17 protein-coding genes are annotated in these 23,197 nt (G+C 53.2%); 4 read left to right on the forward strand and 13 right to left on the reverse strand.

Annotated features, from left to right (window positions below; all coding sequences use genetic code 11):
- Window positions 1-156: 156 nt before the first annotated feature.
- From H6507_10685 to H6507_10695, 3 genes are read left to right on the forward strand one after another with little or no spacing between them, the layout of a single operon-like run.
- On the forward strand, window positions 157-1,662 hold the full coding sequence (locus H6507_10685) for a glycosyltransferase family 39 protein (protein MCB9369564.1): 1,506 nt from the start codon (window positions 157-159) through the stop codon (window positions 1,660-1,662).
- Window positions 1,659-3,428 carry a glycosyltransferase gene (locus tag H6507_10690; GenBank protein ID MCB9369565.1) on the forward strand — a complete coding sequence of 590 codons (1,770 nt, stop codon included), beginning with the start codon at window positions 1,659-1,661 and terminating at the stop codon, window positions 3,426-3,428. Before H6507_10685 ends, H6507_10690 begins: the two co-directional genes overlap by 4 nt.
- On the forward strand, window positions 3,400-5,376 hold the full coding sequence (locus H6507_10695) for a tetratricopeptide repeat protein (protein ID MCB9369566.1): 1,977 nt from the start codon (window positions 3,400-3,402) through the stop codon (window positions 5,374-5,376). The genes H6507_10690 and H6507_10695 overlap by 29 nt, the downstream gene beginning before the upstream one ends.
- 72 nt (window positions 5,377-5,448) lie before the next feature.
- Here H6507_10695 and H6507_10700 read toward each other — a convergent pair whose 3' ends face one another.
- From H6507_10700 to H6507_10745, 10 genes are all read right to left on the reverse strand, one after another.
- A complete protein-coding gene (locus H6507_10700) occupies window positions 5,449-6,633 on the reverse strand; it encodes a T9SS type A sorting domain-containing protein (protein MCB9369567.1) in 1,185 nt (394 codons plus the stop codon).
- A 756-nt stretch (window positions 6,634-7,389) separates the two neighbouring features.
- Window positions 7,390-9,102 carry a choice-of-anchor J domain-containing protein gene (locus tag H6507_10705; GenBank protein MCB9369568.1) on the reverse strand — a complete coding sequence of 571 codons (1,713 nt, stop codon included), beginning with the start codon at window positions 9,100-9,102 and terminating at the stop codon, window positions 7,390-7,392.
- 70 nt (window positions 9,103-9,172) lie between these two features.
- Window positions 9,173-10,924 carry a proprotein convertase P-domain-containing protein gene (locus H6507_10710; protein ID MCB9369569.1) on the reverse strand — a complete coding sequence of 584 codons (1,752 nt, stop codon included), beginning with the start codon at window positions 10,922-10,924 and terminating at the stop codon, window positions 9,173-9,175.
- Entirely contained in the window at window positions 10,860-11,345 is a 486-nt protein-coding gene (locus H6507_10715) for a GNAT family N-acetyltransferase (GenBank protein ID MCB9369570.1), read from the reverse strand. The genes H6507_10710 and H6507_10715 overlap by 65 nt, the downstream gene beginning before the upstream one ends.
- A gap of 98 nt (window positions 11,346-11,443) precedes the next feature.
- Window positions 11,444-12,646: an acetyl-CoA C-acyltransferase gene (locus tag H6507_10720; GenBank protein ID MCB9369571.1), complete on the reverse strand. Its 1,203-nt coding sequence runs from the start codon at window positions 12,644-12,646 to the stop codon at window positions 11,444-11,446.
- A 125-nt stretch (window positions 12,647-12,771) separates the two neighbouring features.
- A complete protein-coding gene (locus H6507_10725) occupies window positions 12,772-13,356 on the reverse strand; it encodes a VTT domain-containing protein (GenBank protein MCB9369572.1) in 585 nt (194 codons plus the stop codon).
- 6 nt (window positions 13,357-13,362) lie between these two features.
- Window positions 13,363-14,238 (reverse strand): hypothetical protein, encoded by an 876-nt coding sequence (locus H6507_10730; protein MCB9369573.1) that lies wholly within the window; start codon window positions 14,236-14,238, stop codon window positions 13,363-13,365.
- Window positions 14,238-15,284 (reverse strand): hypothetical protein, encoded by a 1,047-nt coding sequence (locus H6507_10735; protein MCB9369574.1) that lies wholly within the window; start codon window positions 15,282-15,284, stop codon window positions 14,238-14,240. Before H6507_10735 ends, H6507_10730 begins: the two co-directional genes overlap by 1 nt.
- A 6-nt stretch (window positions 15,285-15,290) precedes the next feature.
- Window positions 15,291-16,403 (reverse strand): patatin-like phospholipase family protein, encoded by a 1,113-nt coding sequence (locus H6507_10740; GenBank protein MCB9369575.1) that lies wholly within the window; start codon window positions 16,401-16,403, stop codon window positions 15,291-15,293.
- A gap of 102 nt (window positions 16,404-16,505) precedes the next feature.
- The gene (locus H6507_10745; protein ID MCB9369576.1) at window positions 16,506-17,363 is read right to left on the reverse strand and encodes a class I SAM-dependent methyltransferase; all 858 of its coding nucleotides are present in this window, start codon (window positions 17,361-17,363) and stop codon (window positions 16,506-16,508) included.
- A gap of 164 nt (window positions 17,364-17,527) precedes the next feature.
- Here H6507_10745 and H6507_10750 point away from each other — a divergent pair, with 164 nt between their 5' ends.
- A complete protein-coding gene (locus H6507_10750) occupies window positions 17,528-18,652 on the forward strand; it encodes an aminopeptidase (GenBank protein MCB9369577.1) in 1,125 nt (374 codons plus the stop codon).
- Between the two features lie 71 nt (window positions 18,653-18,723).
- Here H6507_10750 and H6507_10755 read toward each other — a convergent pair whose 3' ends face one another.
- From H6507_10755 to H6507_10765, 3 genes are all read right to left on the reverse strand, one after another.
- Window positions 18,724-20,292 carry a T9SS type A sorting domain-containing protein gene (locus tag H6507_10755; protein ID MCB9369578.1) on the reverse strand — a complete coding sequence of 523 codons (1,569 nt, stop codon included), beginning with the start codon at window positions 20,290-20,292 and terminating at the stop codon, window positions 18,724-18,726.
- A gap of 686 nt (window positions 20,293-20,978) precedes the next feature.
- Window positions 20,979-22,592, reverse strand: a complete 1,614-nt coding sequence (locus H6507_10760) for a T9SS type A sorting domain-containing protein (protein MCB9369579.1) — start codon at window positions 22,590-22,592, stop codon at window positions 20,979-20,981.
- 127 nt (window positions 22,593-22,719) lie between these two features.
- Entirely contained in the window at window positions 22,720-22,956 is a 237-nt protein-coding gene (locus H6507_10765) for a hypothetical protein (GenBank protein ID MCB9369580.1), read from the reverse strand.
- Window positions 22,957-23,197: the final 241 nt, after the last annotated feature.

Raw genomic sequence — 23,197 nt, forward strand, 5'->3', positions numbered from 1 at the left:
TGAACCTACTTCATGCTCTACAATAAACCGAATTTCTCATGTGATTGCAATTTACGGCGCACTTCGCCTTGAGATTCTGCGCTGTAACATGTACTTTGTGAAATTATATGACATGGAATCACGAGAACTCGGGAAAAACTATTCATCCGGTGACAAATGCTGAGATCTGAGGCGGAACGCTCGCGCTGGATCTGGTTCATTTTGCTGGCCGGATTTGCGTTGAGAATGTATGGGCTCGGCCAAGAGAGCTTGTGGCTTGATGAAATCATGACCGCGGTCCGAGTGCACGAATCCGTTCATGACATTCTGTTCGGCTGGGATTCCGGGAATCAAGGTCCAATCTACTTCTTGTGGACCAAAGCGTGGGCGCTGTTGGCCGGTACGAGTGAGTTTTCACTAAGATTCTGGTCCGCGATTTGGGGTACTCTGACGATTCAACTGGTCTACGTACTCGCTCGACAGTTTTTCAGCGGTACAGGCTCGATTCTGGCCGCGCTGTTTTTTGCGGTGCACCCGTTCGCCATCTATTACTCGCAGGAAGCGCGTCCCTACGCGCTCTTCTTGTTTTTGGCCGTGGCGGCGTTCATCCTGCTGTTTTCGCTGATGAGGCAATTTCGCTGGCTGTCCGCGATTTCGTTTGTACTCGTTTCCGCAATGACTTTCTATACACACCCTTACGGCGTGTTTGTCATTCTCAGCGAAGTCATACTCTATTATTCGTTCAAGGGAACCGGAAAGTTTCGCGGCGCGGCACGCTATCCGCGTCCGTATTTCATCACGTTTATCATCCTGTTTCTGCTGTGCGCTCCGGGAGCAATTCAACACGCGATCGCGCTTGCGGACAAGATGTCAGGATTAACCGCGACGTCATGGTTGGAAAAGCCCGGCTTGTACAAACTTCTGACCACGCCCGCGAAGTATTTCATGAATGCGCAAATCGGCGCAGTTGTGATTCTGCTCACGTCCGTGCTGGCCGTGCTTAGATTTTACAGCGAAACCAGATTGCGTCCGGGATTCAGGTTTTTGCTGATTCTTGCAATATCGTTTTGGCTGGTTCCGTGGCTGATTGCTGTGACGGTTTCTCCGATTTACGATTTGCGCTACACAATTCCTGGTTTGCTGGTTGTTATCTTTCTGATGGCAACGGCTTCGGCGAGCTTGCAAGCCCTCCCCCGGCAACTCTTTGTGGCCGTCGTACTGGGATTGACCATGTATCCGCTTTGGAATTACTACACAAAGACGGACAAAGATCCGTGGCGCGAAACCGGAGAGTATCTGAGCGCGCGGCTTGAAGCGGCGGACGTCGTCATTCCGTATCCGCCGTTTACCAACGAGGCCGTTCAATATTACTTGCTTCCGCATTTGCGCGATCAAGTGATTCGCGTCGATTCGGTGCAGGCCCTCGTTCCCATCCTCAACAGCACGAACCGGTTTTGGGTTGTAGAATCCTATTCTCCGCTCGCGCAGCACTATTTGGATATGCTTCCGGTTATCGAGACTACCGGACGGAATGTGCGCACGGTGAATATCACTGATATGCTGGACGTCGACCCGAACGCGTTCTGGGTATGCCCAATCAGGGTTTCGCTGCGCGAGAACTTCATTCTCCACGAGCAATTCGGACCGGTGCCCGCTGACACGGCTTCACACGCTGCCGAATGATTCTTTCGATCCTAATTTATGCGATATTCGTGGGCTGCTCGCTGGCAGCTCTGATTTTGCTGGGCTACAAACCCCGCACAGAGATTAACCACGTCTTCGAACAATACCGCCGGTCCGCTGCACTGCGGCGCACGGTGACGGCTTGGTTCTTTGTACTCGGATTGGTTTTTGTTGTTGTGCAGACTCTCCGATGGCCGTTCTTCAAGTACGTTTTCTATCAACTTGTGCATCTTGCTTCGCATCATTCGTCAATTTGGGAGCCGATTCACGCAATCGGCTTGTTTGTGTTGGTGGTCGCGGAAATGCTGGTGATGACGCATTGGTTTATTTATGTGTTCTATAGCTGGCGCGCGACACACAAATACAGGCTGCCGCCCACGCTGCCACTCGGCGAGAACTCACCGGAAATTCTCGTGATGATCGCGTGCTGCGACGAGGACCCCGAAATTCTCGAACGGAGTTTGGGCACGGTCACAAAACTCGACTATCCGAATTACCGCGCGTATATGATTGAGAACTCGCGCACCAAAGAGAACAAGGCCGCGTGTACGGCGGTGGCGGAACGACTCGGCGTCGAGGTTTTGCATATCCCCAATCGCGGACACAAAGCCGGTGCGCTGAATGACGCGCTGCCGCACCTTAAACGCAGCGCGAAGTACATCGCCGTGTTTGACGTCGACCACGAAATCAAGCCTGAAACTTTGCGGGAACTGGCGCCGCTGCTGGAGCAAGACTCCGGGTTGGCGTTCGTGCAAACGCCGCAGCTTTATGCGAATGCAGAAGAGACGTGGACGACACGCGCGGCAGCGATGCAGGAAATGCTGCTGTATGATTCGGTCTTGGAGGCGAAAGGCGCATCTGAACAAGCTCTGTGCTGCGGTTCAAATTTTCTGATGCGCATCGATGCCTTGGAAAGCGTCGGAGGTTGGGACGAGCAGACTGTGTCGGAAGATCTGATGACGTCGTTTTGGCTGCACAAAAAAGGCTGGAGGTCGTTGTATCACCGTAAGACCTACGCCGTCGGTATCGGGCCAAGCACGGTGTACGGATACTGGAAGCAGCAGCAGCGCTGGGCAACGGGAAATACCTCGGTCGCGAAGATTGTCTGGAAGAACATGTGGAGCAAGGAACGCGCACCGTTCCGCATGAGTATCAATTACCTTTGGTCGAGCGGCTACTACTTCATTACGCTTGCGTTGGGATATCTGGCTACCGTTCCGATGCTGCTTCTGTTGTTTGTCCGGTTCGGAATGGGCGGAGCAGAATGGTACTTGCAGCATGCGATGCGCCCGATCGATTATGTTTATCTGTCGGTTTATCCTCTTTATGTTGCCGTGGCGCTGTTTCCGTATGTGCATATGCGGCTGCGCGGATATGCGATTCGCAATCTCGTGCTGCTGCAGGGACTCTTGGCCAATACGGTTCCTGTTTACGTCGCGTCGGTGCTGCGCGGATTGTGGAGAGATGAGAAGTTTTTCCAAATTGCGCCAAAGAAGGCTATGAATCTGCACCGAGCCTTTTGGAAAACTCCGCAGAGCTATATTTTTGCCGCGCTGGTCGTCGTGGGCGGCTTGCTGTTTCATATGACGCGGACGGAAAACGTCGCGACGTTTGTTTACATACTCTTGTTCTGGACGTTTGTCTACACATTGTCTTTCGCTCATTTCTTTATCTTTACGCTGGAAAGCCGGCGCGTGGTTGCTCAAGAACGCGCCGAGGCGTTAGCTCGCATCAATCATGACCAAGCGCAACCGGCACGAAGCTAAGTCAGCACCTGCGCCGGAGCCGCGGCAACGTGCGGGCTCAGGATTAGTGTTTTCCGTGCGCGCTGTCGCGATTGGGACGCTGCTGTTATCGGTTTTGGCGATGTTCAAACCCGAGTTGAGATTGTGGGCCGTGCATCAGTTGGCATTTTTGCCGATTGCGTTATCGTGTATGCTGCTGCTCTTCGCCGCGCTGCTGCTGTCGCCGTTCGGAGTGAAGATCGTTTCACTGAATTTGTTAAACAGAGTAAAGCTGCCGCCTGTAGGTTGGGCGGCAGTTTCTTTTGCTCTGTTTATGCTGCTGAGTGTGTACGGAAATCTTCTGGGTGACGGCCAGCTTGCGATTGCGAGGCTCGCGCATTTGGGTGAGATGCTCGAAACCGGGCAAAACATTCCGCCGGGAAGACTTTTTTCGCAAAAGGAACCGGGCACGATGCTCTTGCATGAAGGAGTGTTTCGCGTCGCCATGCAAGTCGCGGGGCCGGACATCCAGACTGCGCCGGGAAAATCAGTTCAGGATGCGCGGGTTGAACGGCAATTCGCATATCGCGAGATTGCGGCATGGTGCTACAGAATTTTATCGTCACTTGCCGGAATGCTGCTTGTCTTGTTGTTGATTCAGTTTGTGCGTGCGCATGGTGACGTCGATCCGAGTGTGTTTTGGCTGATGCTTTTGACGAGCGGCGCGTGGCTGATGTTCTTCGGTTACGTAGAAAACTACGCGTGGGTGTCACTGGCGATGGTTGCGTTCTTGATTGCCGGTCTGAAGTCCATCGAATCGCCCGGCAAGATTCCGTTCGTGCCGATTGTTGTTTTTGGTATTGCGGTAGCGATGCATTACCTTGCGGTGGTCCTGTTTCCCGCACTTGTGTACGTTTTGTGGACGATGCATTTTGAACAGCGGGAGTCGGCAGCACAAAATTTGTCTGCGCAGTCGAAGCGGCTCAAGCTGCTCATAGCGATTTTGGGGGCCATCGGTTTGGCGGGATATGTTTATGTGAAAGGCTGGAACGGGTGGATCAGCGTACTGCCGCTGCTGCCGCAATGGGTGAGTGACGGATATGCAATGCTGAGCATTAAGCACGCCGTCGATTTGTTCAATCTCATGATGTGGGCCGTGATCGCCGGCGCATTCGCGCTGTTCTTTTCGAAAAGACTGTCGGGTTCCATCAAGCGCAACAACCAAGAGAACTTTTTGTCTATCGCGGCGGGCGCGAGCGCGCTGTTTGCCGTCGTCTTCAGCCCGAATCTCGGCATGGCGCGTGATTGGGACATCGTCAGCGCGGCTTTGTGGCCTGCCGTGTTTTATGCCGCATGGCGAACATCGCAGCTTGAATTTGATTCCGACTCGTCAGCCAAGTTACGCGCGAGCTTGCTCTCTTTAGTCATTTTGATTCTTGTACCGGCCGTGTTGGTGCAGTCGCAACAACACACGGCGATTGCGCGCTACCGGAACTTGTTGGTTTTGGATCACTCGCGTTCGGCTTACGGATGGGAGAACCTCGCATTGTATTATCAGCGAACCGGAGAATTGGACAAACGAATCGACGCGTGGGAACATGCGGTCGCGGCAGAGCGCAATCCGCGTTATCTGTTCAATCTTGCCGATGCCTATAAACTCGCGGATCGCATGGACGCCGCGGACACCACTGCGATTGCGGCGGCGAAAGTGAACAAGGAGTATGCGGGCAATCTGTTCTTTTTCGCGGTTGCGCAAGCGAGACGGAACAAACTTGACCGAGCCCGCGTGCTTGTGAACACCGCGCTCGAACTGGATTCGACCCTCGCATACGGTGAATCCATGAAGTGGTGGGCCGAGAAGGCTTTTGAAGTGGATTCCATTGCGAAGACGGGAGATTTGGAGACTGCGCGAAAATTGCTTTCCTATTACGCACAAGTGGATTCGACGAACTCCTATTGGCGGGACTACGAGATGAGACTTGGAGAGTAGAGTTGAACGGTGCAAAGCAAAAGCGCCCGTCCTGTTTGGGACGGGCACTTTTCATTTAGTGATTGTAGCAGCTTATTTTATCAGCATCATCTTGCGAACGGCGGAGTAATCGCCGGCCTTGAGCTGATAGAAATACAGTCCGGCGGAGAGGTTTGACGCATCAAAAATCATGGTGTGCAAGCCTGCCCCGAGCGAAGCATTCGCAATCGTCGCAACTTGGCGACCCAGTGCGTCAAACACAACCAGCGAAACATCCGAAGCCTCAGGCAACGAGAAGGTTATTTGTGTGCTGGGGTTAAACGGATTCGGATAGTTCTGCATCAAAGCATATTGAGTCGGCAGAACGGACGCTGTTCCCGCTTCCACTGTTACGATGCGATTCATCACCGTACGGCTGCCGTCGCGCGAAATATCAACCAAGCGGTAGGTGTAGGTTTCGCCCGCGGAAACGGAGTTGTCCGTGTACACATAGTCGTGTCCGACCGGGCTGTCACCTTGACCGACCACGCTTCCGACAACATGCCAATCGGCAGACGTCGTGCGTTCGATCTCAAAGCGTTCAATGTTGTGTTCGGACGCGGTGCTCCAAGTCAGTTCGATAGAACCACTTTGCCCTGTCGCGACGAAGGACGTCAATTCAGCAGCCAACTGAACGTCGCAGTCGAGATGGCCGAGGTCTTGCGTTCCATCGTCGAAGTTCTGATTGATATGGTCGATCACGTCGTTCAGGTCCGACACCGTCGCGCCAAACGGAAGGCCCGACAAGTCGCCGCCGAGAACTTGATTGGCAAGCGCGAAAAGTTCGTTGACCGTCATGCCGACGAAAGGATCGTCGGAATCGTCGACGTCAAAGTAATACAAAGACCCAAGATCGCAAAAACCGCTGACGCCAATTTCCGAGAATCCAAGCGAAAGCGCGAGCGCCGCGACTTGGCCCGCAAACACACCGGCGGTCGTAGACGTCGGATTGTTGTAGCTTGCTGTCAGCGCATTCGGTGTTCCGCCCGCCGGAAGAAACGCGTTAACTGCCGCGGAGGTCGAAAAGTGGATTGTGTAGGTTCCGCCGATGGTCAATCCGGTTGGAAATGCCGTTGCAAAATTCGCGTCGCGCAGGCAGCCGTTGTTGTTGCCGTGGCAATCCGCTCCCCACCCGCCTTGAGTTTGCGTGCGGCAGCCATTCGGATAACATGGGTTCTGAGCAAAAACAGTCGTGACAGCAAATATCGCCGAAAAGAAAAAAAGTCCAAGTGTTTTCATACGTCCCCGTTGCTTCGTTGTGTGGAGTTTCCCCAATTGTGCTTCACATAAATATACGCCCTTACGTGTGTCAGCAGCAATCGTGTCGAAGGTTCGCAACATCTTCTCGCCGCTTGAAGTATATGTAGCATACTGCATGGAGTACAAGCCAAGCTGTTGAATTTTGGACCAATCAGTCAATTGACTGTGATGACACGTGATACGAGGTTTCGCTCTGAGAGTATTGATGAAATTCCAATGCATGATGGTGTGTCCTCAATTCTTCTTTCACGTTTCATAGAAAGAAGCAATTGACGAGAACGAGAGGAATGCAGTTGATCTGCACAATGTCTAATCGACTCAACGGAGATTTTTCGTGGCATCACGGGCTGATTAACTCAAAACAAAAAGCCCCTGCTTGCGCAGGGGCTTCATGGTCTCATCCGGCTGGGAGGTGACCGGATGACAGGGAGGTCATTAGTATGGTGTTGCGAGTTTGCAACTCACATAATATACGCTCGACAATCAGCCTGCGCAAGACCTTTCGCGCACAGTTCATCCGTGGGTTCGTTGTGTAAGCAATTAATTCACGATATTTCGTGAAGCATTCAACAACATGGGAAGAGGCATCGGAGGGTCAGCACAATTAGTGACTATCTCACCGTATGTCTTCGTGTCTTGCAATTTGCAATGCCAAACAATACAAAACGGCGGCTCAAATTGAGCCGCCGTTTTTATGTCATACGTGTCGTGACTTGAAGTCACAATGAGACAAAGTTACTTCATTAGCACGAGCTTTTGCGTCGATGTGAAGCTGCCGGAATGAAGCTGCGCGAAGTAGAGTCCTGACGGCAGATCATTGGCCGCGAACTCAACCGTGTACGAACCCGCATTCATCAAGCCGTTCACCAGCGTGGCCACTTCCTGACCCAGCGAGTTGTAAATCTTCAGCGAGACGTCGGCAGTCACGGGAACGTCAAACTTCAACTGCGTACTCGGGTTGAACGGATTCGGGAAGGCGCCTTGGAACGCGAAGTCCGTAGGAACACCCTCGACGCCGTCATCCACGGCCGAACCCGCAACGGTAACCGTCAACGTGCCCGTGCCGCTTTCCGTGCCATAGCCACCGACGCGCAGCAGATAGGATTGACCTTCAACCACGTCGACGACAAGGCGCGACGTGAAATCCAAGCAATCTACTCCATTTTCGTCGACGCCGTCGTCGTTGCAGCCATAGAAGTCGTCGTTAGTCGTGGGGCAATCGGCGACCTCAGAGGTTCCATTCGTGTAGATGGCCATGCGCGTGTCATAGTCAGCCTGACCACACAGGGAGAACGATGCTTCACCGGTCGTCGGAGCAATAAAGTTGAACCAAATGTCCGGGCCGAATGCGACGCCGAATCCTTCGTTGCAGGAAGCGGGCAGTGCGGCGATAGACGCATCAATGGTCGCTTCCAACGTGCTGTAACCCGTGTCGCCAAGTTCAAGCATCGTCGGCGAATCGCAATTGTCGTTGCTTGCGGGCAATGCCGTCAACATGACGTCCAGCGTCGTCGTGCCGCCGTCCGTGACGTTCACGTCCTGCTCGACATAGGTTTCATAACCGGTCAGCGAGAACGTGATGTCCTGCATGCCGACGTTGGCTTCCAAAGTATAGGCACCGGTGCCGTCCGTCGTCGTGCTGTGGCCGCCGCCGGCAACCATGACACCCTGAAGCGGCGAGCTGGTTTCACTGTCTTCAACCATTCCTACGACAAAACCCGTCGGGCCGGCTTCACCGGCTTCGAGCACCACGTCGTCGACGAGGATCAAGAGCTTGTCATTGGAAATGTGGTGGATCGCAACATAGAAAGGCGATCCCGCGTAGGCGGAAAGATCAAACGTATACTGCGTCCAAGTCGCCGGAATATTCAGGTGCTGCGTACCGATCAGGTTCGAGAAGCTGGCCGGTTGAGTGTCGGTCGTGGAGACCTTCACTTCGAACGACTCAAGCCAGCTCGAGCTTGCCGAAGCCGCCCAAAACGTCAGAGTGATGTCGCCCGTGAGATTTTGCTGCGGAAGAACCAGATAATCGTCGTTGGCGCTCGCAGGTACGTTGTAGATGTTGCAGGCGAACTTCGTTCCCGAGTGACCCGGAATCGCCGGAGCGACCGTCGAGCCGTCGAAGACCAGCCATTGAGAAAAGTCAATCGGCCAAATTGTTTCAACGGTGTTTTGACCGCCGTCCACGTCGATTTGAACCCAGCCTGCGGGAAGCGAACCGACTGGAATCGCATCAAAATTCTCGGACAGCACGATTTCATCGAGCGTGCCCGCACGGCGTGAACCAACTGCCGGAAGTTCGTAATTCGAATTGGAACCGGTGACGTCAATCACCGCGCCGTTCTTGACAACCAATCTCGCGTCAGGTCCCTTCACCTTGCCCGCGAATGCCGTCCCGACGACAATCAGACACAAAGCTAAAACAAACAATTTTGCAAATTTTTGCATGTCTCTTTCTCCAAGTTGTTCTTTCCTCCCGCCCGGGGTGCGGTACGGAAAATATTGAAATGGTGAATTCTTATTTCAGTAAAACGATCTTGACGGTTTGTTTCAAGTCGGTCGTCCGCGCGCGCACGAAATACATGCCGCTGGACACGCGGTTAGCCGTCCAGAAAAATTTATGACTTCCCGCGGTTAATTTGCCGCTGTGCAAAGTCTCCACCAACCGTCCGGTAATATCGAAAACTTCCAGAGTCACGGTTTGTTCGCGCAGAACGTCCAGCGACAGATTCACTGTCGAGTTGAACGGATTGGGGTAAGCCGGATGCAGCTTGAAGGCTTGCGGCAAACCAATCCCGCGGTCGTCGGCGTCGAGCAACGGAGTTTGGAAATGCAGGGTGTAGTTGTTCACTTGACCTGAATCCAACTCCAAAAAGTCTTCGACGTGCAAGCTCCACGTGCCGTTCGCGGCGAGGCCGTTGAACGTCGATAGAGGCTGCTCCGGCACAAACGAACCGGTATAAGGTCCCATGCCGCTCCCGATCGGCGTCGCCGCTTGATCGTCAAAACGGCAGTTCACCATATCCGCTCCAAGCTCTACGCCGCCCGGCGGATTATAGAGTGTGATCGTATCTCCGTTCGGATGAGCCAGAGAAATAATCAAATCCGACATAAACGTGTGAGTGATGTTCACCGTTACGTCAAGGTCGAGAATCGTCGAGTCAATTCCGGTTACTTCGAGATCGACTTCTGCACGCCCCGCGGCCGCATCCGGAATCGTCACGGCTCGTCCAAAATATGTAACATCCGTGAACGTCAAGGTCGGAACCATCTGCAGGTTCTGCGTGGTTGTCTGACCTTCCATCACCGTTACTCCGTCGACGATTGCGTCAAGGTAATTCGTCGCCCGCGCCGCCATCCGGTACGTGCCGTCCGCAATACGGGATAAGACATATTCACCGTCGGCATTCGTTGTCGTCCGGCCAATCGTGTCGGCTCCGGTCGTGTCGACAATGGATGTGTCAATGAGAAAGACCGTCGCGTTGGCAATTGGACTGGCGGTGACGGAGTTCGACACCGTTCCGGTAATCGCGGGCGCGCCGTTGATTTCCAAGCTGAAATCCAAAAGCTGCCCGACGTCTCCGGCAAAACGGTCATAGACTACCAGCCGCCACTGACCTTGCGCGTCATGTCCGGCAAAAACAGTGTCGATATTTCGCAGCGGCTGAAATCCGCCCGTGAACGGCGGAAGTCCGTCATATATAGACGTGAGTGCCTGATCGTCGAACCACGTTCCCGTCATGTTGACGATATTGTCGGCGGGAAACAGATCCAAAAGCAAGACACGCGCCACGGAATCGATCGTCGTATCGCGATAGACGTTGAAATACTGGTACGTCGTATCGTGAGTTACCGTGTCGATACTTTGTATCGTCGAATCCTGATGATCAAAGACTGAGTCGTCATACGTCGAATCGCGCTCAAGCCAAATGGCCAAATCGCGAACCCACGTGTGCTCAAGCGTCACGCCCACGTCCACGTCTTCAACGTTGTAAGATTCGGGAATCTCGATGACTGCCACTGTCGTGTCGAAGTCTTGGATCGGCATGGGCAATCCCGTTGCCGTGTAAAGACTGTCAAGCGAGACGTGCGGCGTCCTCACGTGTTGTTGACGCGGCAAAGTGCGACCGGCGTGTTTGCGCGGCTCGACACTGGTTTTTGCCAATGCGAATCCGAACACCAACACCAGCAAGATGAAAGCGACGTTAGTCTTTCGTAAGATCAATGGAATAGTAGACTCGGCCGGCTGAATCGGCCTTGTAATAATCAAAGAGGTACTGCGCCACCATGTTCATGTTTTCCACGGTGCAGTCAATGTGCGAGTACTTTGCCTTTGTCGCCCAGCGGATCGCATGGTCGAAGAGCTGACGCCCGAAGCCTTTTTCGCGCTGACTTGGTCTGACAAACAGATCCAGAATCGTCGGGACGCGATCTGCTTCCAACGTGGATGGAGTTAGGTACATGAGTAGAAATCCTACGGGAATTCCACTCGATGTGCGACCGATAAAGATTGAACCCAATCGGTCGTTGTCCAAAATCTCCTTCAAATATTCCTGATTGACATCATCAGGATGAGCTTCGTATTCTTCGCCATCGGCTTGATATTCGGCGACCAGCTCGAGCAGCTGGGCAAGGTCCGCAGTCGTCGCGGTGCTGACAATCATCGGATTGAGGACGGTGCCCCGCGGCACCCAATTTTCTTTCTTATTGGCTGGTTAAGGATTTACCGAAATACAAAGCGAACATTATGCCAACTTACGGTAAATTTGGCAAATTCGCCAGACCCAAATTAATTCATGTTTTCCAATAGGATAGCCTGACCCTGACCGACCCCGACACAGAGACTGGCAATTCCCCACCTCGTCCCGGCATCACGCATGCTGCGTGCAAGGGTGCCTAAAATGCGCGCCCCGGACATCCCGAGGGGGTGGCCAATGGCAATGGCGCCGCCCTTAGAATTCACACGGTCGATATGAGGATCAAGTTCCGCCAGAACTGCCAGAGCCTGCACCGCGAAGGCTTCGTTGATCTCCCACAAACCAATTTCAAACTTGGTGACTCCCGTCCGGGCAAGCAACTTTTCTACGGCGTCCACCGGTCCGATTCCCATGTAACGGGGATCAACTCCCGCCGAAGCCGAGGCGACAATCCGCGCCAATGGCTTTAGATTGTGGTCTTTGATGAATTTCTCAGAACAAATCAGCAGGGCTGCTGCTCCGTCATTCAAGCTGGACGAATTTCCCGCCGTGACCGTGCCGCCTTTGCGAAAAGCCGGCCGGAGGGTGGCAAGTTTTTCCAGTGTGGTGTCTTTGCGCGGGCCTTCGTCGCGGTTTACGACGATCGGGTCGCCTTTGCGCTGGGGAATTTCGACCGGAATGATCTCTTCTTCGAATAGTCCGCGTTCGTGAGCCATGACGGCCTTCTGGTGCGATTCAAAGGCGAATTGATCCTGTAACTCGCGGGGAATTTTCCAACGTTCATAGATATTCTCCGCCGTCTCGCCCATAGACTCCAGCGGGAACAGCTCTTTCATCGCGGGATTCGGATAGCGCCAGCCCAAAGTCGTGTCCCACGCGGTCAAGTTGCCGAAATCGAAACCACCCGCGAGTTTCGGCACACTGAACGGAGCGCGGGTCATGGACTCCACTCCTCCTGCAATGTAACAATGTCCTTCACCTGATGCAATGGCCCGGAAAGCGATTGCGGCGGCTTCCATTCCGGACGCGCACAGCCTGTTGATGGTCACGGCGGGAACGGAGTGGGGGAGGCCCGCAAGCAGGACGGCCATGCGCGCGACGTTGCGGTTATCTTCACCCGCTTGATTGGCGCAGCCCATGTAGACTTCGTCGATCAAACCGGGGTCGAGTTCGTTGCGTTCGACAATTCTTTTCAACACCAGCGCGGCCATGTCGTCGGGCCGGACTGCTTTCAGGATACCATTGTGTTTGCCCACTGGAGTGCGGAGAGCGTCAACGAGAAATGCTTGGGTCATGTGATGGGGGTTAAAAGTGAAATATGAAATAAGAAGTCAGAACAAGACAAACTGCCGTCGGCCTCTGGCCGTCGATGCCAAGGGATACCTATGCCTGCGGCAGGGAGGTCATAGAGAAGTCCGGGTTACGTTTTGCGTTCAAAGACTTTCAGCCGCCAAGTCAGGAACGCGCCTAACGCGAGGAGGAATACCGCGAAGATGGTATGCCGGACAACTTCCACGACGGCGAAGAGTTTGAAAATGGTCGCGTGAAAATGGTAGCCCAAAAACAGCAGAAGGGGAACGTAAATCAATACTGCTGCAAAGTCCGTTGCGATGTAACTTGCCGCGCGCATGTTGCGAATACCCGCGAAGAGCGGTCCGAAAAATCTCAAACCCACGACGAACCGGAACGCAAACACCGCCCGCACGAGTCCGCTTGTTCCGGTCGGCAAGGCTTTGGCAACTCGCGACCGCTCGACTCGTTCGATCAATCTGGAAACGCGCGGAGAGCGCAGGCTTGCGAGCCTGTACAAAACAAAATCTCCGCCGAGAATTCCCAGCATGGCCGCGATCGTCGTCGGTACGGAATGCAGTTCGCTGCTGCTGATCAGATAGCCGAATCCCAACAGCAGTACTTCTTCCGGCAAGGGCAGCAAATAGCCCGAGAACAGCAGCGCCAATACGATGCCAACGTACGAAACATGCTCAAGACTCGGCAAATACTCCATGAGATTCTACTCGCTGCCGAACAGCACGATACGGAGTCCCCAGCCCCACGTAAATTGCTGCTTGAATTCCTGCAGTCCTTTTTGGTTTCCGGCCATCATCGCCGAATAGAGTGCGAGGTCGGCGTGCTTGCCGGGCAGGACTATTCCAACTAAGCTGCGATAATATTGATTATCGGGAGTCTTGCGCTTCAAACGATACGAATAGGGTTCGAGTTCGCCGATCAAATACTCCCAGTAGTGGGACATGAACGGATAGGCTCCTTTGCGGAATCTCCAGCGTGCAATCAACTCGGCGCCGGGACCGTGAGTATACGACTTGTCATACGAATCGCCGAAAAAGACTTTGTCCTGCGCGCGAAGATCAAAACTCGCCTTGCCCAGCGGGATGCGAACGGCTGCTTCGGGCATGACGAAATTGCCGACGTCCGGCGGGCCGAAGATGTGAAACCAAAGGTCGTCGTAGCCGTGATCGGATTCGTGCCGTACGGAAAACCCGAATTCGATGTTGCCGCCTTGGCCGAAGGTCTTCTCGCCCAAGCGGTCCAGGGCAAACATCGTGGAAAATCCAAACACGCCGCGCCACAAATTTACACTGTGATCTTCTCCGGGATACGGCTCGACATGATCGTTGTCGGATTCAAGTTCGAGCATTCCGTGAAACCCCAGCCGGAGCGTCGTGCGCTTGCTGTAAATTGCTCCGAAGCCGAAATCCGCTCCGCCCGTGCGGGTTTCGCGCGGAAGATATTGCCATGAAGGAAACGTCGCATCTCGCGACGCGCTGAGGCCGCTGTTGATTGCACGCGACGCGCCGGGCATAGTTTCCCACGTCGCGGCAAATGAGCTCGCGCAAGCTAACAGGACGATGAAAAGAACTCGAGACATCATTCGTAAAACTCGAATTCTACTAAATGAAGTCCCGCACCGCGATCTTCCTGTTGACTCCAATAGCTAATCAGAATCTTGCGGCCGCCGTCTCGCTTGTACTCGGGATGCTGGTAGACGCGGCTGATCCAGAACTCGCGCGGAGAGTCGCCGGTGAAGAGCAGCAAACTGAACGACCCTGATATGAGATTCGGGTCCCAAGTTTGCGAAAGATAGACGTCATTAGTTTCGTAATACGTGCGGATATAGGTGTATGATCCGATCCAGGCATTGTCGTCGACGATGACGTCCGATACATAGAGGCTGCGGTCGGTGTAGAGATACGACGACCATTCGTAGATGTCGGTTCTGAAGTAGCTGTAGCTTTCGATGTCTTCGATTGCTTCGGGACGCACTCTGGCCGCAAACCCGTTGTCGCTTTCGCCGTTCCACGCTAAACCGAACAAATAGACATACCCGTCCTCGTCCAAACGGGGGCTGTATCCCATGCTTTGGGTAAACAGTTCGTAGCTTCGCTCTGCATTCAAATCTTGGTCGAGCCGAACTAAGACCGTGCTGTAATCCCGAATAGAGGAATAGCTGTAGAAGCGGACTTTCCTGACAAAAATGTAAACCGTTTCACCAATCTTTAGTCCGCCGATTGGCCAAAGCCTGAATTGATAGGAACTGAGCGTGTCGCTGTTCCATTCCTGTTCGTACTCCGTATACGGAATAATCTGTTTCAGATTCCCCGTCGAGTCCGTAACCCACTCGAGGGCGTTGCCTGTCGGTGCGCCGCGGCCGTGATGAATGCCTGCACTATTCGAAAGAGCATGAAAACCAATTTCACTCGTGTCCGAGATCAGCGTTTCGCCGAAAACCCACAGCGATTCGTCGTCGTTTAGCGGAATTGAAAAGGCGCCTTCTTGCGTCAGCGCGCCGGGAAACATGTTCATGACGCCGACTTCGTGCGCTTTGCCGAACGTGTAGTCGTCCTCGCCCCAATTCTTTAGACATCCTGTAAGAAGCAGAGCGGGAAGCGAGAGGATGAAGAAGAGGGCGCGCATGTTCGTTTATCTCGGCAATTCCGGGACGTCGTCTTGAAAGAGAACGACTTCGAGCAAATAGTCTTCTTTGTGTTTCAGAAAATCGGCCATGCGTCTGCGGCCAAGTTTGATGCCTTCGCGAACGGCCGACTTGGTGAAACTGCGCGCGGAGTCGGAAAACTTTCCCATTTCACTTTTCGACGGGCCTACGACAAACACGTCAATCACCGCGTATTTCTGATGCCACGCGATAAACTCGTTTTTGACATGCGTGTCGTCCGAAATCTGCGTACAATGCATCTTACCCGCGAGTTCATTGATAAACGCGACGCGTTCGAAATCTTCGCGATCTGTGTTGTCAACGAAAATCTCCAGCGTGCGTTCGAGGACTTTCGTCACGCGATCAAAGGGCCCTTGATGCACCAAGGGAAACGACGACGCGCGCAGGACGTGCAGCTCCTGTGATTGCACGGGCTGGTTGCGCGCGGCGCGTTCTTCGCGCACTTCGCGGAAATGCTGAAACAGCGAGCGCAAGGGAGTAACGTCCGTCACTCCGCCGTCAACAAAGCCGTGAATGGGCGGAAACACAATCGGAATCGCGGCCGAGGCCATGACGGCGTCAATAGCACTCAGCCCGGCAAGAGGCTTGTGCAACGGAACTTCAAGGAAGCGTCCCGATTCCAAATTCACCGTACCTACTTCGACGGCGCGCGGCCACTTCTTGCCCGCGAGATTCTTTTCGAGCAGTTTTCGCAGCGGCATTGTGTCATAGACTGCGGGTTGCTTACGCAGCGTGGCCACGGCCATGTCGCCGAAAATACTCTTGCCAAGCAATCTGCGTGCGCCTTCGGTCAGCACTCCCGTCGAGCGATGCGGAATGTATACTGAGCTGTCGCTGGATATTTCCGTTCGCCAAAGCTCGGCGAGTTGCTTGGCATTTTCAGGCTGCTGACGAATTGCGGCGTCGTAGGTGCCGCTCTCCGTGCCAAAAAGCTGCGCAACATTCAGCGCACCAACCGAGACTCCATAGCCTCCGTCATACGGCTGCCCACTTGTTGCGAAGTACTCTTCGAGCATTCCGGCTTGATATGATCCATAGGCGCCGCCGCCTTGCAGCGCTACGAGAAGATGAGGGAGCACGTGCTTCTGAAAATATGAAGTATGAAGTATGAAATATGAAGTCAGAAAGGTAAGAGTTATGAGGTAAGAGGTATGAGCCCTGAGTGTTTCATCCTTAATCCCTTATCCTTCAAGAATCGCTTCCATCGCAAAGATCAGCGGAATCTCCAATTCACCGTCAGGCAGACGGTACATATCTTGCCCGCATTCGACCATGTTCGCGAACGGTTTGAAACAGCACGTCGGATATTCTTCAAACTGTTTCACCGTAAGTCCCACGCGAGTCAGCGAACGAAATACGTCCGCCAGCGTCCATTGCCATTCGAGGGTCGAAAGCTCGGACGTGTACGAATTGTCGGCATAGTCCGGCGACGGAGGCAATTCAATTCCATTCTCGCAATGAAAGTAGCCGAACTTGCGCTCGATTTTTCCGTCTATCCACTCGAACATCATCATCGTTGGATGAATTTCAACAATCACAAACCGTCCGTTCGGAACGAGAAGTTTTTTGATCACTTCGCCCCAACGATAGAGATTCGATAACCACGTGATCACGCCGTAACTCGTGAAGATTACGTCGAATTTCTCATTGAGGATCTCGTCGAGCTTCAAAACGTCGGTTTCGATGAACCGCACGCGGTCTGCGACGCCCGTCTTCTGTGAAAGTTCTTTCGCTGTCCGGATGGCTACGGGTGAAAAATCCACGCCTACGACCTCGGCGGCACCGCGGCGGGCAATCTCAATCGTGGACTGTCCGAAATGACATTGCAGGTGCAATACCCTCTTGCCCGCAACATTCCCGAGCCAATCCAGCTCCAATCGGTCGAGAGCCGACTTGCCGTTCAGGAACCCTTCGACGTCATAAAACTTGCTGGCGGCGTGAACGGGAGTCACTTCATCCCACCACTTCCGGTTCACGGTGTGACCCGGATGTGCAAGAGGACTGGTCAAGTCCTGTTCTAAGTGTCTGTTAGTGGTCATCTTATTCTTTCCTTAAAGCTCGAAAATTTACGAGTTTTTGAGGAGGGTTGCAAGCGGATTTGCGAGCGAATTGTCTAAATATTTTCAGTTGAATTACTGGCGGGAATTCGCTAAGTTTACCTAATTATTTCTGGGGAATAACGACGAAACTCTGAAAGGCTATCATGTTTGATCCTCGTCACAAGAAACTCGCGGAAGTGCTCATCAAACACAGCACCAAAGTCAAGCCCGGCGACAAAGTCCTCGTCGAGTGCAACGACGTACCGCATGAACTTGTCTCCGCGCTCGTAGAGGAGATTTACGCCGCGGGTGGAATGCCCGTGCTGGAATACAAGCATCAGGCGGTCAATAGGAAACTGATTATGCTCGGCAATGAAGAAACTTTCAAGCTCAATGCCGACGCCGAACTTTACCGCATGAAGCAGATGGACTGCTACATCGCTGTACGCGGAATTTTCAATTCGAAAGAGATCAGTGACATTCCCGGCGACAAGATGTCGCTGTGGGAGAAGAACTGGCTGAAACCCGTGCATCTGAAGCAGCGTGTCGAAAACACGCGTTGGGTGGTTCTGAGATACCCGTCGCCGCAGATGGCGCAGATGGCCAAAATGAGCCACGAAGCGTTCGAAGACTTCTTCTACCGCGTTTGCACCGAAGTGGATTGGAAAAAGGCCAACGAAGCGATGGTTCCGGCCAAGGCATTCTTGGAGAAAACCGACAAAGTCCACATCAAAGGCCCGGGGACGGATCTGCAATTCTCCGTCAAAGGAATTCCGTGGAAACCGTGCGGCGGCGAAATGAATATCCCCGATCTGGAAATCTTCTCTGCACCCGTGCGTACGTCCGTCAACGGCAAGGTCAGCTACAACTCGCCGTCGACTTACCGCGGTTTCACGTTTGAAAATGTGGTCTTGGAATTCAAGGACGGAAAAGTCGTCAACGCCACGGCCAACGACACGAAGCGCATCAACGCCATTTTCGATTCGGATGAAGGCGCACGCTACATTGGCGAATTTGCGCTCGGATTCCATCCGTATGTGCTGCATCCGATGGATGACATCCTGTTCGACGAAAAGATCGCCGGATCGTTCCACTTCACGCCGGGTCAGGCCTACGAAAACGACGCCGACAACGGCAACCGCAGCCAGATTCACTGGGACCTCGTCTGCATTCAGCGTCCCGAATACGGCGGCGGCGAAATCTGGATGGACGGACAGCTCATCCGCAAGGACGGAATCTTCGTGCACGAAGCCTTCCTGAAGATGAACCCGGAAAATTTGACGAAGTAATTTCGCGCAAGCTGCGAATACGAAACGCCCGCTCGGATGAGCGGGCGTTTTCTTGTTGGAGAAACAGAAAACTATTTCATCAAGAGCAGTTTGACCGTTCTCGAATCAGTCGGAGTCGCAATCCGCGCGACGTAGACTCCGCTTGAATATTTGCCGCCGTCGAATTGAAGGCTGTGTCGTCCGGCCTTGAAATTATCGTCTGTCAGCGTTGCAACTTTGCGGCCCAACAAGTCAAAGACTTCCACGCGTGCGCGCGCGGTTTGACTGAGCGTGAACGAGATTGTCGTTGTGGGATTGAACGGATTGGGGAAAGCCGAGAGTGAAAATTGATTGGGCAACTCAAATTGTTCGTTCGCGGCTGTTCCGGTCGTGTCGGGCAGTGAATCCGGCGGCGCAGTCAGCCACGGAACAAACTCCACGCCGTTGCCCACTTCTGTTCCCTGTCCGTTTGGATTGAAAGTGGGACTGTACGGCCCGGTGGAATCGCCCCACCAGTTTTCGCGAGCGTCAAACATTCCGCCGCTCGTCGCCGCCGCCAATCCCGGCGGCAAAAATTGATTGTTGCGAGACTGCGCACTTGCCTCAGCAATAAGGTCAGTGACATAGACATCAGCACGATCTGCGGGGAGCAGGTTTTGAAACGTATTTCTCTCCAGCAATACCATAGAAGAGGCAAATATGCCGATTCCAGAGCTGTTTTGCAAAGCTCCGTTGCGGAAATCACATTCCATAATACGACCGGCTATTCCGTCACCTTCTTGACATGTGATTGAAACAGCCGTCACGCCAATCTGCGTTTCGTTCATGGAGTAGTTTTCAAACACACACTCTCGAATCGTCAGCGGTGCAAGTCCATTGTCTTCACATCTACCATTGACCTCAAGCAAAGCCGCGGGTCCGCGAATTCCGGTAAACAGACAGCCGCGAATTACAGACCCTTCCAAAGCCCACATGTACACGGGCGAAAGTGTCTCTGTGCAAGAATCGAAGACGCAGTCGGCCAGCAACAGCGATTCTCCATAAAGCCCAAGACGGTGACCGGTCGGATTGCGGCCGAACTTGCAGTTTACAATGGTAGACCTATCATATGCAAGTACTCCAACTTGGCTCGTACATTCAAATGAACAATCCTGAAGATTAAGTCTGCCCTGAGGTCTGGGCCAGATGCAATGGCCCAAGTTGCCTTGGAATATTGTACTGGTAACTCGAATATCGTATCCGTGGTCAATGGCTGCCGACACTGAATCAAAACGGCACCTATCGATCACCAAGACATCCGCCTCATTGCGGATTCCCCCGCTTCGATGAGTTGTTCCTGTTTCCCGCATTTCGGCACGATTAAAGAACACGAAGTTCTTAACCCAAACGGTGTCCTCAGTTATAAGAAATGCCGAGGGCGTGTCTGCATCCGGCAAGGGAATTGGATCGAGTACCGTCCAAAGCTCCGGTTCAACGCTGTCCGGCGAGTGAACTCCGCTGAGTGTGAAAGAGTGCGGCGGTCCGGTCAAGAACTCGTGATAGGTTCCGGGGGATACCAGCACGGTATCTCCGGCTTGAGTGGAGTCCAACGCCGCCTGAATTGTCCCCAAGTCATTCGGAACGTGCAGCACTTCTGCCGTTCCGAGCTTCTGATGGATCATTAGCCCCAGAGCGCAACCCAAAAGTAATCTCGTTACGGCGTACAATTTGTGCTCACTATTCCGTATGACAAACAAGCGATTGCGCCGCAAGACTGTTTGCATTCGCCGCAATCTCCGGCTGCACCCGGGCAATATACTTTGCAAACGTAGAGGACGCAGGTTGTGGATGAATCCAACTCGATCTGACAATCTTGGCTGCATCCCCCAATGTTGCAGTTGTTGGTTTCGCAAGAAGTCAGAAAGTATTCGTTCCCACCGGCCAGTTTCCAAACAGAAGCACAAGATTGGCAACCGCCGCAGTAGTCCCCTGCGCAATTGGTTGATACGTGAAACGTGTACACCCCATCACAGGCGGGTGAGAATTCAAGCCGTGAACAATTTGCAGTCGGATTACTTCCACACATGTCGTTTGAGCATGTGCTGTCCGTGAGGCAGATACAGTCCGAGCAAGCCCAAAGTTGCGTGGTCATTCCGAGACATAAAAAAACCGCAAATGTGATAATTGCGGTTGTAGCGGAAGGTGCATGCTTCATGGCGATCCTCCAAACTCTTATGTTTCCCCGTGATGCACCGACTTTCTCGGTGCACCGCCTTGTTGGGTGCACCGCCTTCAATGTACGGCTTCGGAAACATCTTGTCAAGAGTTTAGCAGATCAAAAGTGATTTTGTTAAGAACGCCGTTGGGTCTATTTCAGCAGGAGCAGTTTAACGGTCTGCGAAGCGCGCGTTGACGACAGTCTCGCTAAATAGACTCCACTGGCAATATTTCTGCCGTCGAAACGAAATTCGTGCTGCCCTGCAGTCAATACCCCATCGTTCAGCCTCGCCACATTTCTTCCCAGAAGATCGAACAAATCAAGTTTCACGATTCCTGATTCACTAAGTGAAAACGTGATTGTCGTTGTGGGATTGAACGGATTGGGGAAAGCCGAGAGTGAAAATTGATTGGGCAACTCCATCTGTTTGTTCGCAACTGTTCCGGTCGTGTCGGGCAGTGAATCCGGCGGCGCAGTCAGCCACGGAACAAACTCCACGCCGTTGCCTACTTCTGTGCCTTGTCCGTTTGGATTGAAGGTGGGACTGTACGGCCCGGTGGAATCACCCCACCAGTTTTCGCGTGCGTCAAACATTCCGCCGCTCGTCGCCGCCGCCAATCCCGGCGGCAAAAATTGATTGTTGCGAGCGACCAAGCCTCCGGTTGTACCGCTGTTGGAAACGTAGACATCCGGTTGGTTGGTAGGAGTTAGATTCTCAAAAATGCTGTTTCGCACAAATGCCGAACCTGAAATACTCATCGCTGTGCCGGGCAATGTCGGTGCGTCTCCATTTCGAAAGCAACAGCTTGAAACTTCTCCAGCAATTCCTTCTCCCTGCAAACACCTCAATTGCAGCGCGACTATTCCTGATCGCGGAGGTGTTATGAAATAATCATCAAAAGTACATTCCGATATGACAATCGGAGTCTCGCCTTGCACCTCACAAGCAACACTAATTTCAAGGATCGGCTGTACGTTGTTTATTCTCGTAAAGGTACAGCGAGTGATTTCAGATCCCCGCAACGGCCAGAGATAAAACAATGAGAGGCTGTTCGAACAAGAGTCAAAGCGGCAATCGGTAACACGAAGTGCTTCTCCGAATAGTCCCATGAAATGACCCTGCGGACTTTGTTTGAACGTGCAGTTTTCGACCAATGAGCCGTCATAGCCAAGAACAAGTACCTGGCCAGTACCACTAATTGTACAATCACGCAACTGTATTCGGCCTCCGGTCGCGGGCCAAACGCAGTGAAGGGGACATGCTGCAAACGCGGACCCTGTTACGCGAATATCGTAACCCTGATCGATGGCTGACGAAACTGAATCAAACCGGCAATGTTCGACTATCAAAACGTCTGCTTCGTTGCGAATCCCTCCGCTCCGTGTCGGCCAAACGGTTTGCCTCATCTCGCGGTTGTTAAAGAACACGAAGTTTCTCACTCGCACGGTGTCCTCTGTCACAAGAAATGCTGAGGGCGTGTCTGCATCCGGTAAGGGAATTGGATCGAGCACCGTCCAAAGCTCCGGTTCAACGCTGTCCGGCGAGTGAACTCCGCTGAGTGTAAAAGAGTGCAGCGGTCCGGTCAAGAACTCGTGATAGGTTCCGGGGGATACCAGCACGGTATCTCCGGCTTGAGTGGAGTCCAACGCCGCCTGAATTGTCCCCAAGTCATCAGGAACGTGCAGCACTTCTGCCGTTCCGAGCTCCTGATGGATCATTAGCCCCAGAGCGCAACCCAAAAGTAATCTCGCTATGGTGTGCATGGCGTGCTGGTAGTTTCAGAATACAGGCAAGCAACTGCTTCGCAAGTAGTTGAGCACTCTCCACAGTCGTTTGCCGCACCGGGGCAAGGCAGCTTGCAGACATACAAAACGTATTTGTCGTCCGCGCTCAAAATTGCGCTGCATGAGTTTTCGCATGCGTTGACGGTGCAGCCGTTTGTTTCGCAAGAAAGGACAAGCTGCTTGCGGTCTCCAGAAAGTTTCCAAAGTGATGCACAAGATTGGCACCCGCCGCAAAACTCTCCGTCGCAGTCCAGCTCAACTCGTAGGACATAGGCACCTGAGCACGCGAGTGTGATTTCTCGGCGCGCGCAATCAGCAGTCGGGAAAACGGAACAATAGCCATTGGTGCATGCGCTGTCAGCGAGACAGAAACAGTTTTCACCGGCGAACAATTGCGGCACGCCGAAGCAAAAAAAGGCCGCAAGACAAAGTATTGCGGCTAATTTAGAAGGTTTGTGGCTCAACTGTTCTCCTCCCATCCCCTGTATATCTCTCTGCGCACCGGCTGATGCACACACCTTATGATAGGGATTTGCGAGTCCGTTGTCAATGGGAATCACGATCAAAAAACAATGGATAAGTCA

This window comes from Calditrichota bacterium (assembly GCA_020637445.1).
Lineage (GTDB): Bacteria > Electryoneota > RPQS01 > RPQS01 > RPQS01 > JABWCQ01.

Bases quoted from the DNA above. Each gene is read 5' to 3' on its own strand.
- H6507_10700 (MCB9369567.1), bottom strand. From the start codon at position 6,633: ATGAAAACACTTGGACTTTTTTTCTTTTCGGCGATATTTGCTGTCACG.
- H6507_10685 (MCB9369564.1), top strand. From the start codon at position 157: ATGCTGAGATCTGAGGCGGAACGCTCGCGCTGGATCTGGTTCATTTTG.
- H6507_10755 (MCB9369578.1), bottom strand. From the start codon at position 20,292: ATGATCCATCAGAAGCTCGGAACGGCAGAAGTGCTGCACGTTCCGAAT.
- H6507_10745 (MCB9369576.1), bottom strand. From the start codon at position 17,363: ATGACCACTAACAGACACTTAGAACAGGACTTGACCAGTCCTCTTGCA.
- H6507_10760 (MCB9369579.1), bottom strand. From the start codon at position 22,592: ATGCACACCATAGCGAGATTACTTTTGGGTTGCGCTCTGGGGCTAATG.
- H6507_10750 (MCB9369577.1), top strand. From the start codon at position 17,528: ATGTTTGATCCTCGTCACAAGAAACTCGCGGAAGTGCTCATCAAACAC.
- H6507_10725 (MCB9369572.1), bottom strand. From the start codon at position 13,356: ATGGAGTATTTGCCGAGTCTTGAGCATGTTTCGTACGTTGGCATCGTA.
- H6507_10705 (MCB9369568.1), bottom strand. From the start codon at position 9,102: ATGCAAAAATTTGCAAAATTGTTTGTTTTAGCTTTGTGTCTGATTGTC.
- H6507_10735 (MCB9369574.1), bottom strand. From the start codon at position 15,284: ATGCGCGCCCTCTTCTTCATCCTCTCGCTTCCCGCTCTGCTTCTTACA.
- H6507_10765 (MCB9369580.1), bottom strand. From the start codon at position 22,956: ATGGCTATTGTTCCGTTTTCCCGACTGCTGATTGCGCGCGCCGAGAAA.
- H6507_10695 (MCB9369566.1), top strand. From the start codon at position 3,400: ATGACCAAGCGCAACCGGCACGAAGCTAAGTCAGCACCTGCGCCGGAG.
- H6507_10720 (MCB9369571.1), bottom strand. From the start codon at position 12,646: ATGACCCAAGCATTTCTCGTTGACGCTCTCCGCACTCCAGTGGGCAAA.
- H6507_10730 (MCB9369573.1), bottom strand. From the start codon at position 14,238: ATGTCTCGAGTTCTTTTCATCGTCCTGTTAGCTTGCGCGAGCTCATTT.
- H6507_10690 (MCB9369565.1), top strand. From the start codon at position 1,659: ATGATTCTTTCGATCCTAATTTATGCGATATTCGTGGGCTGCTCGCTG.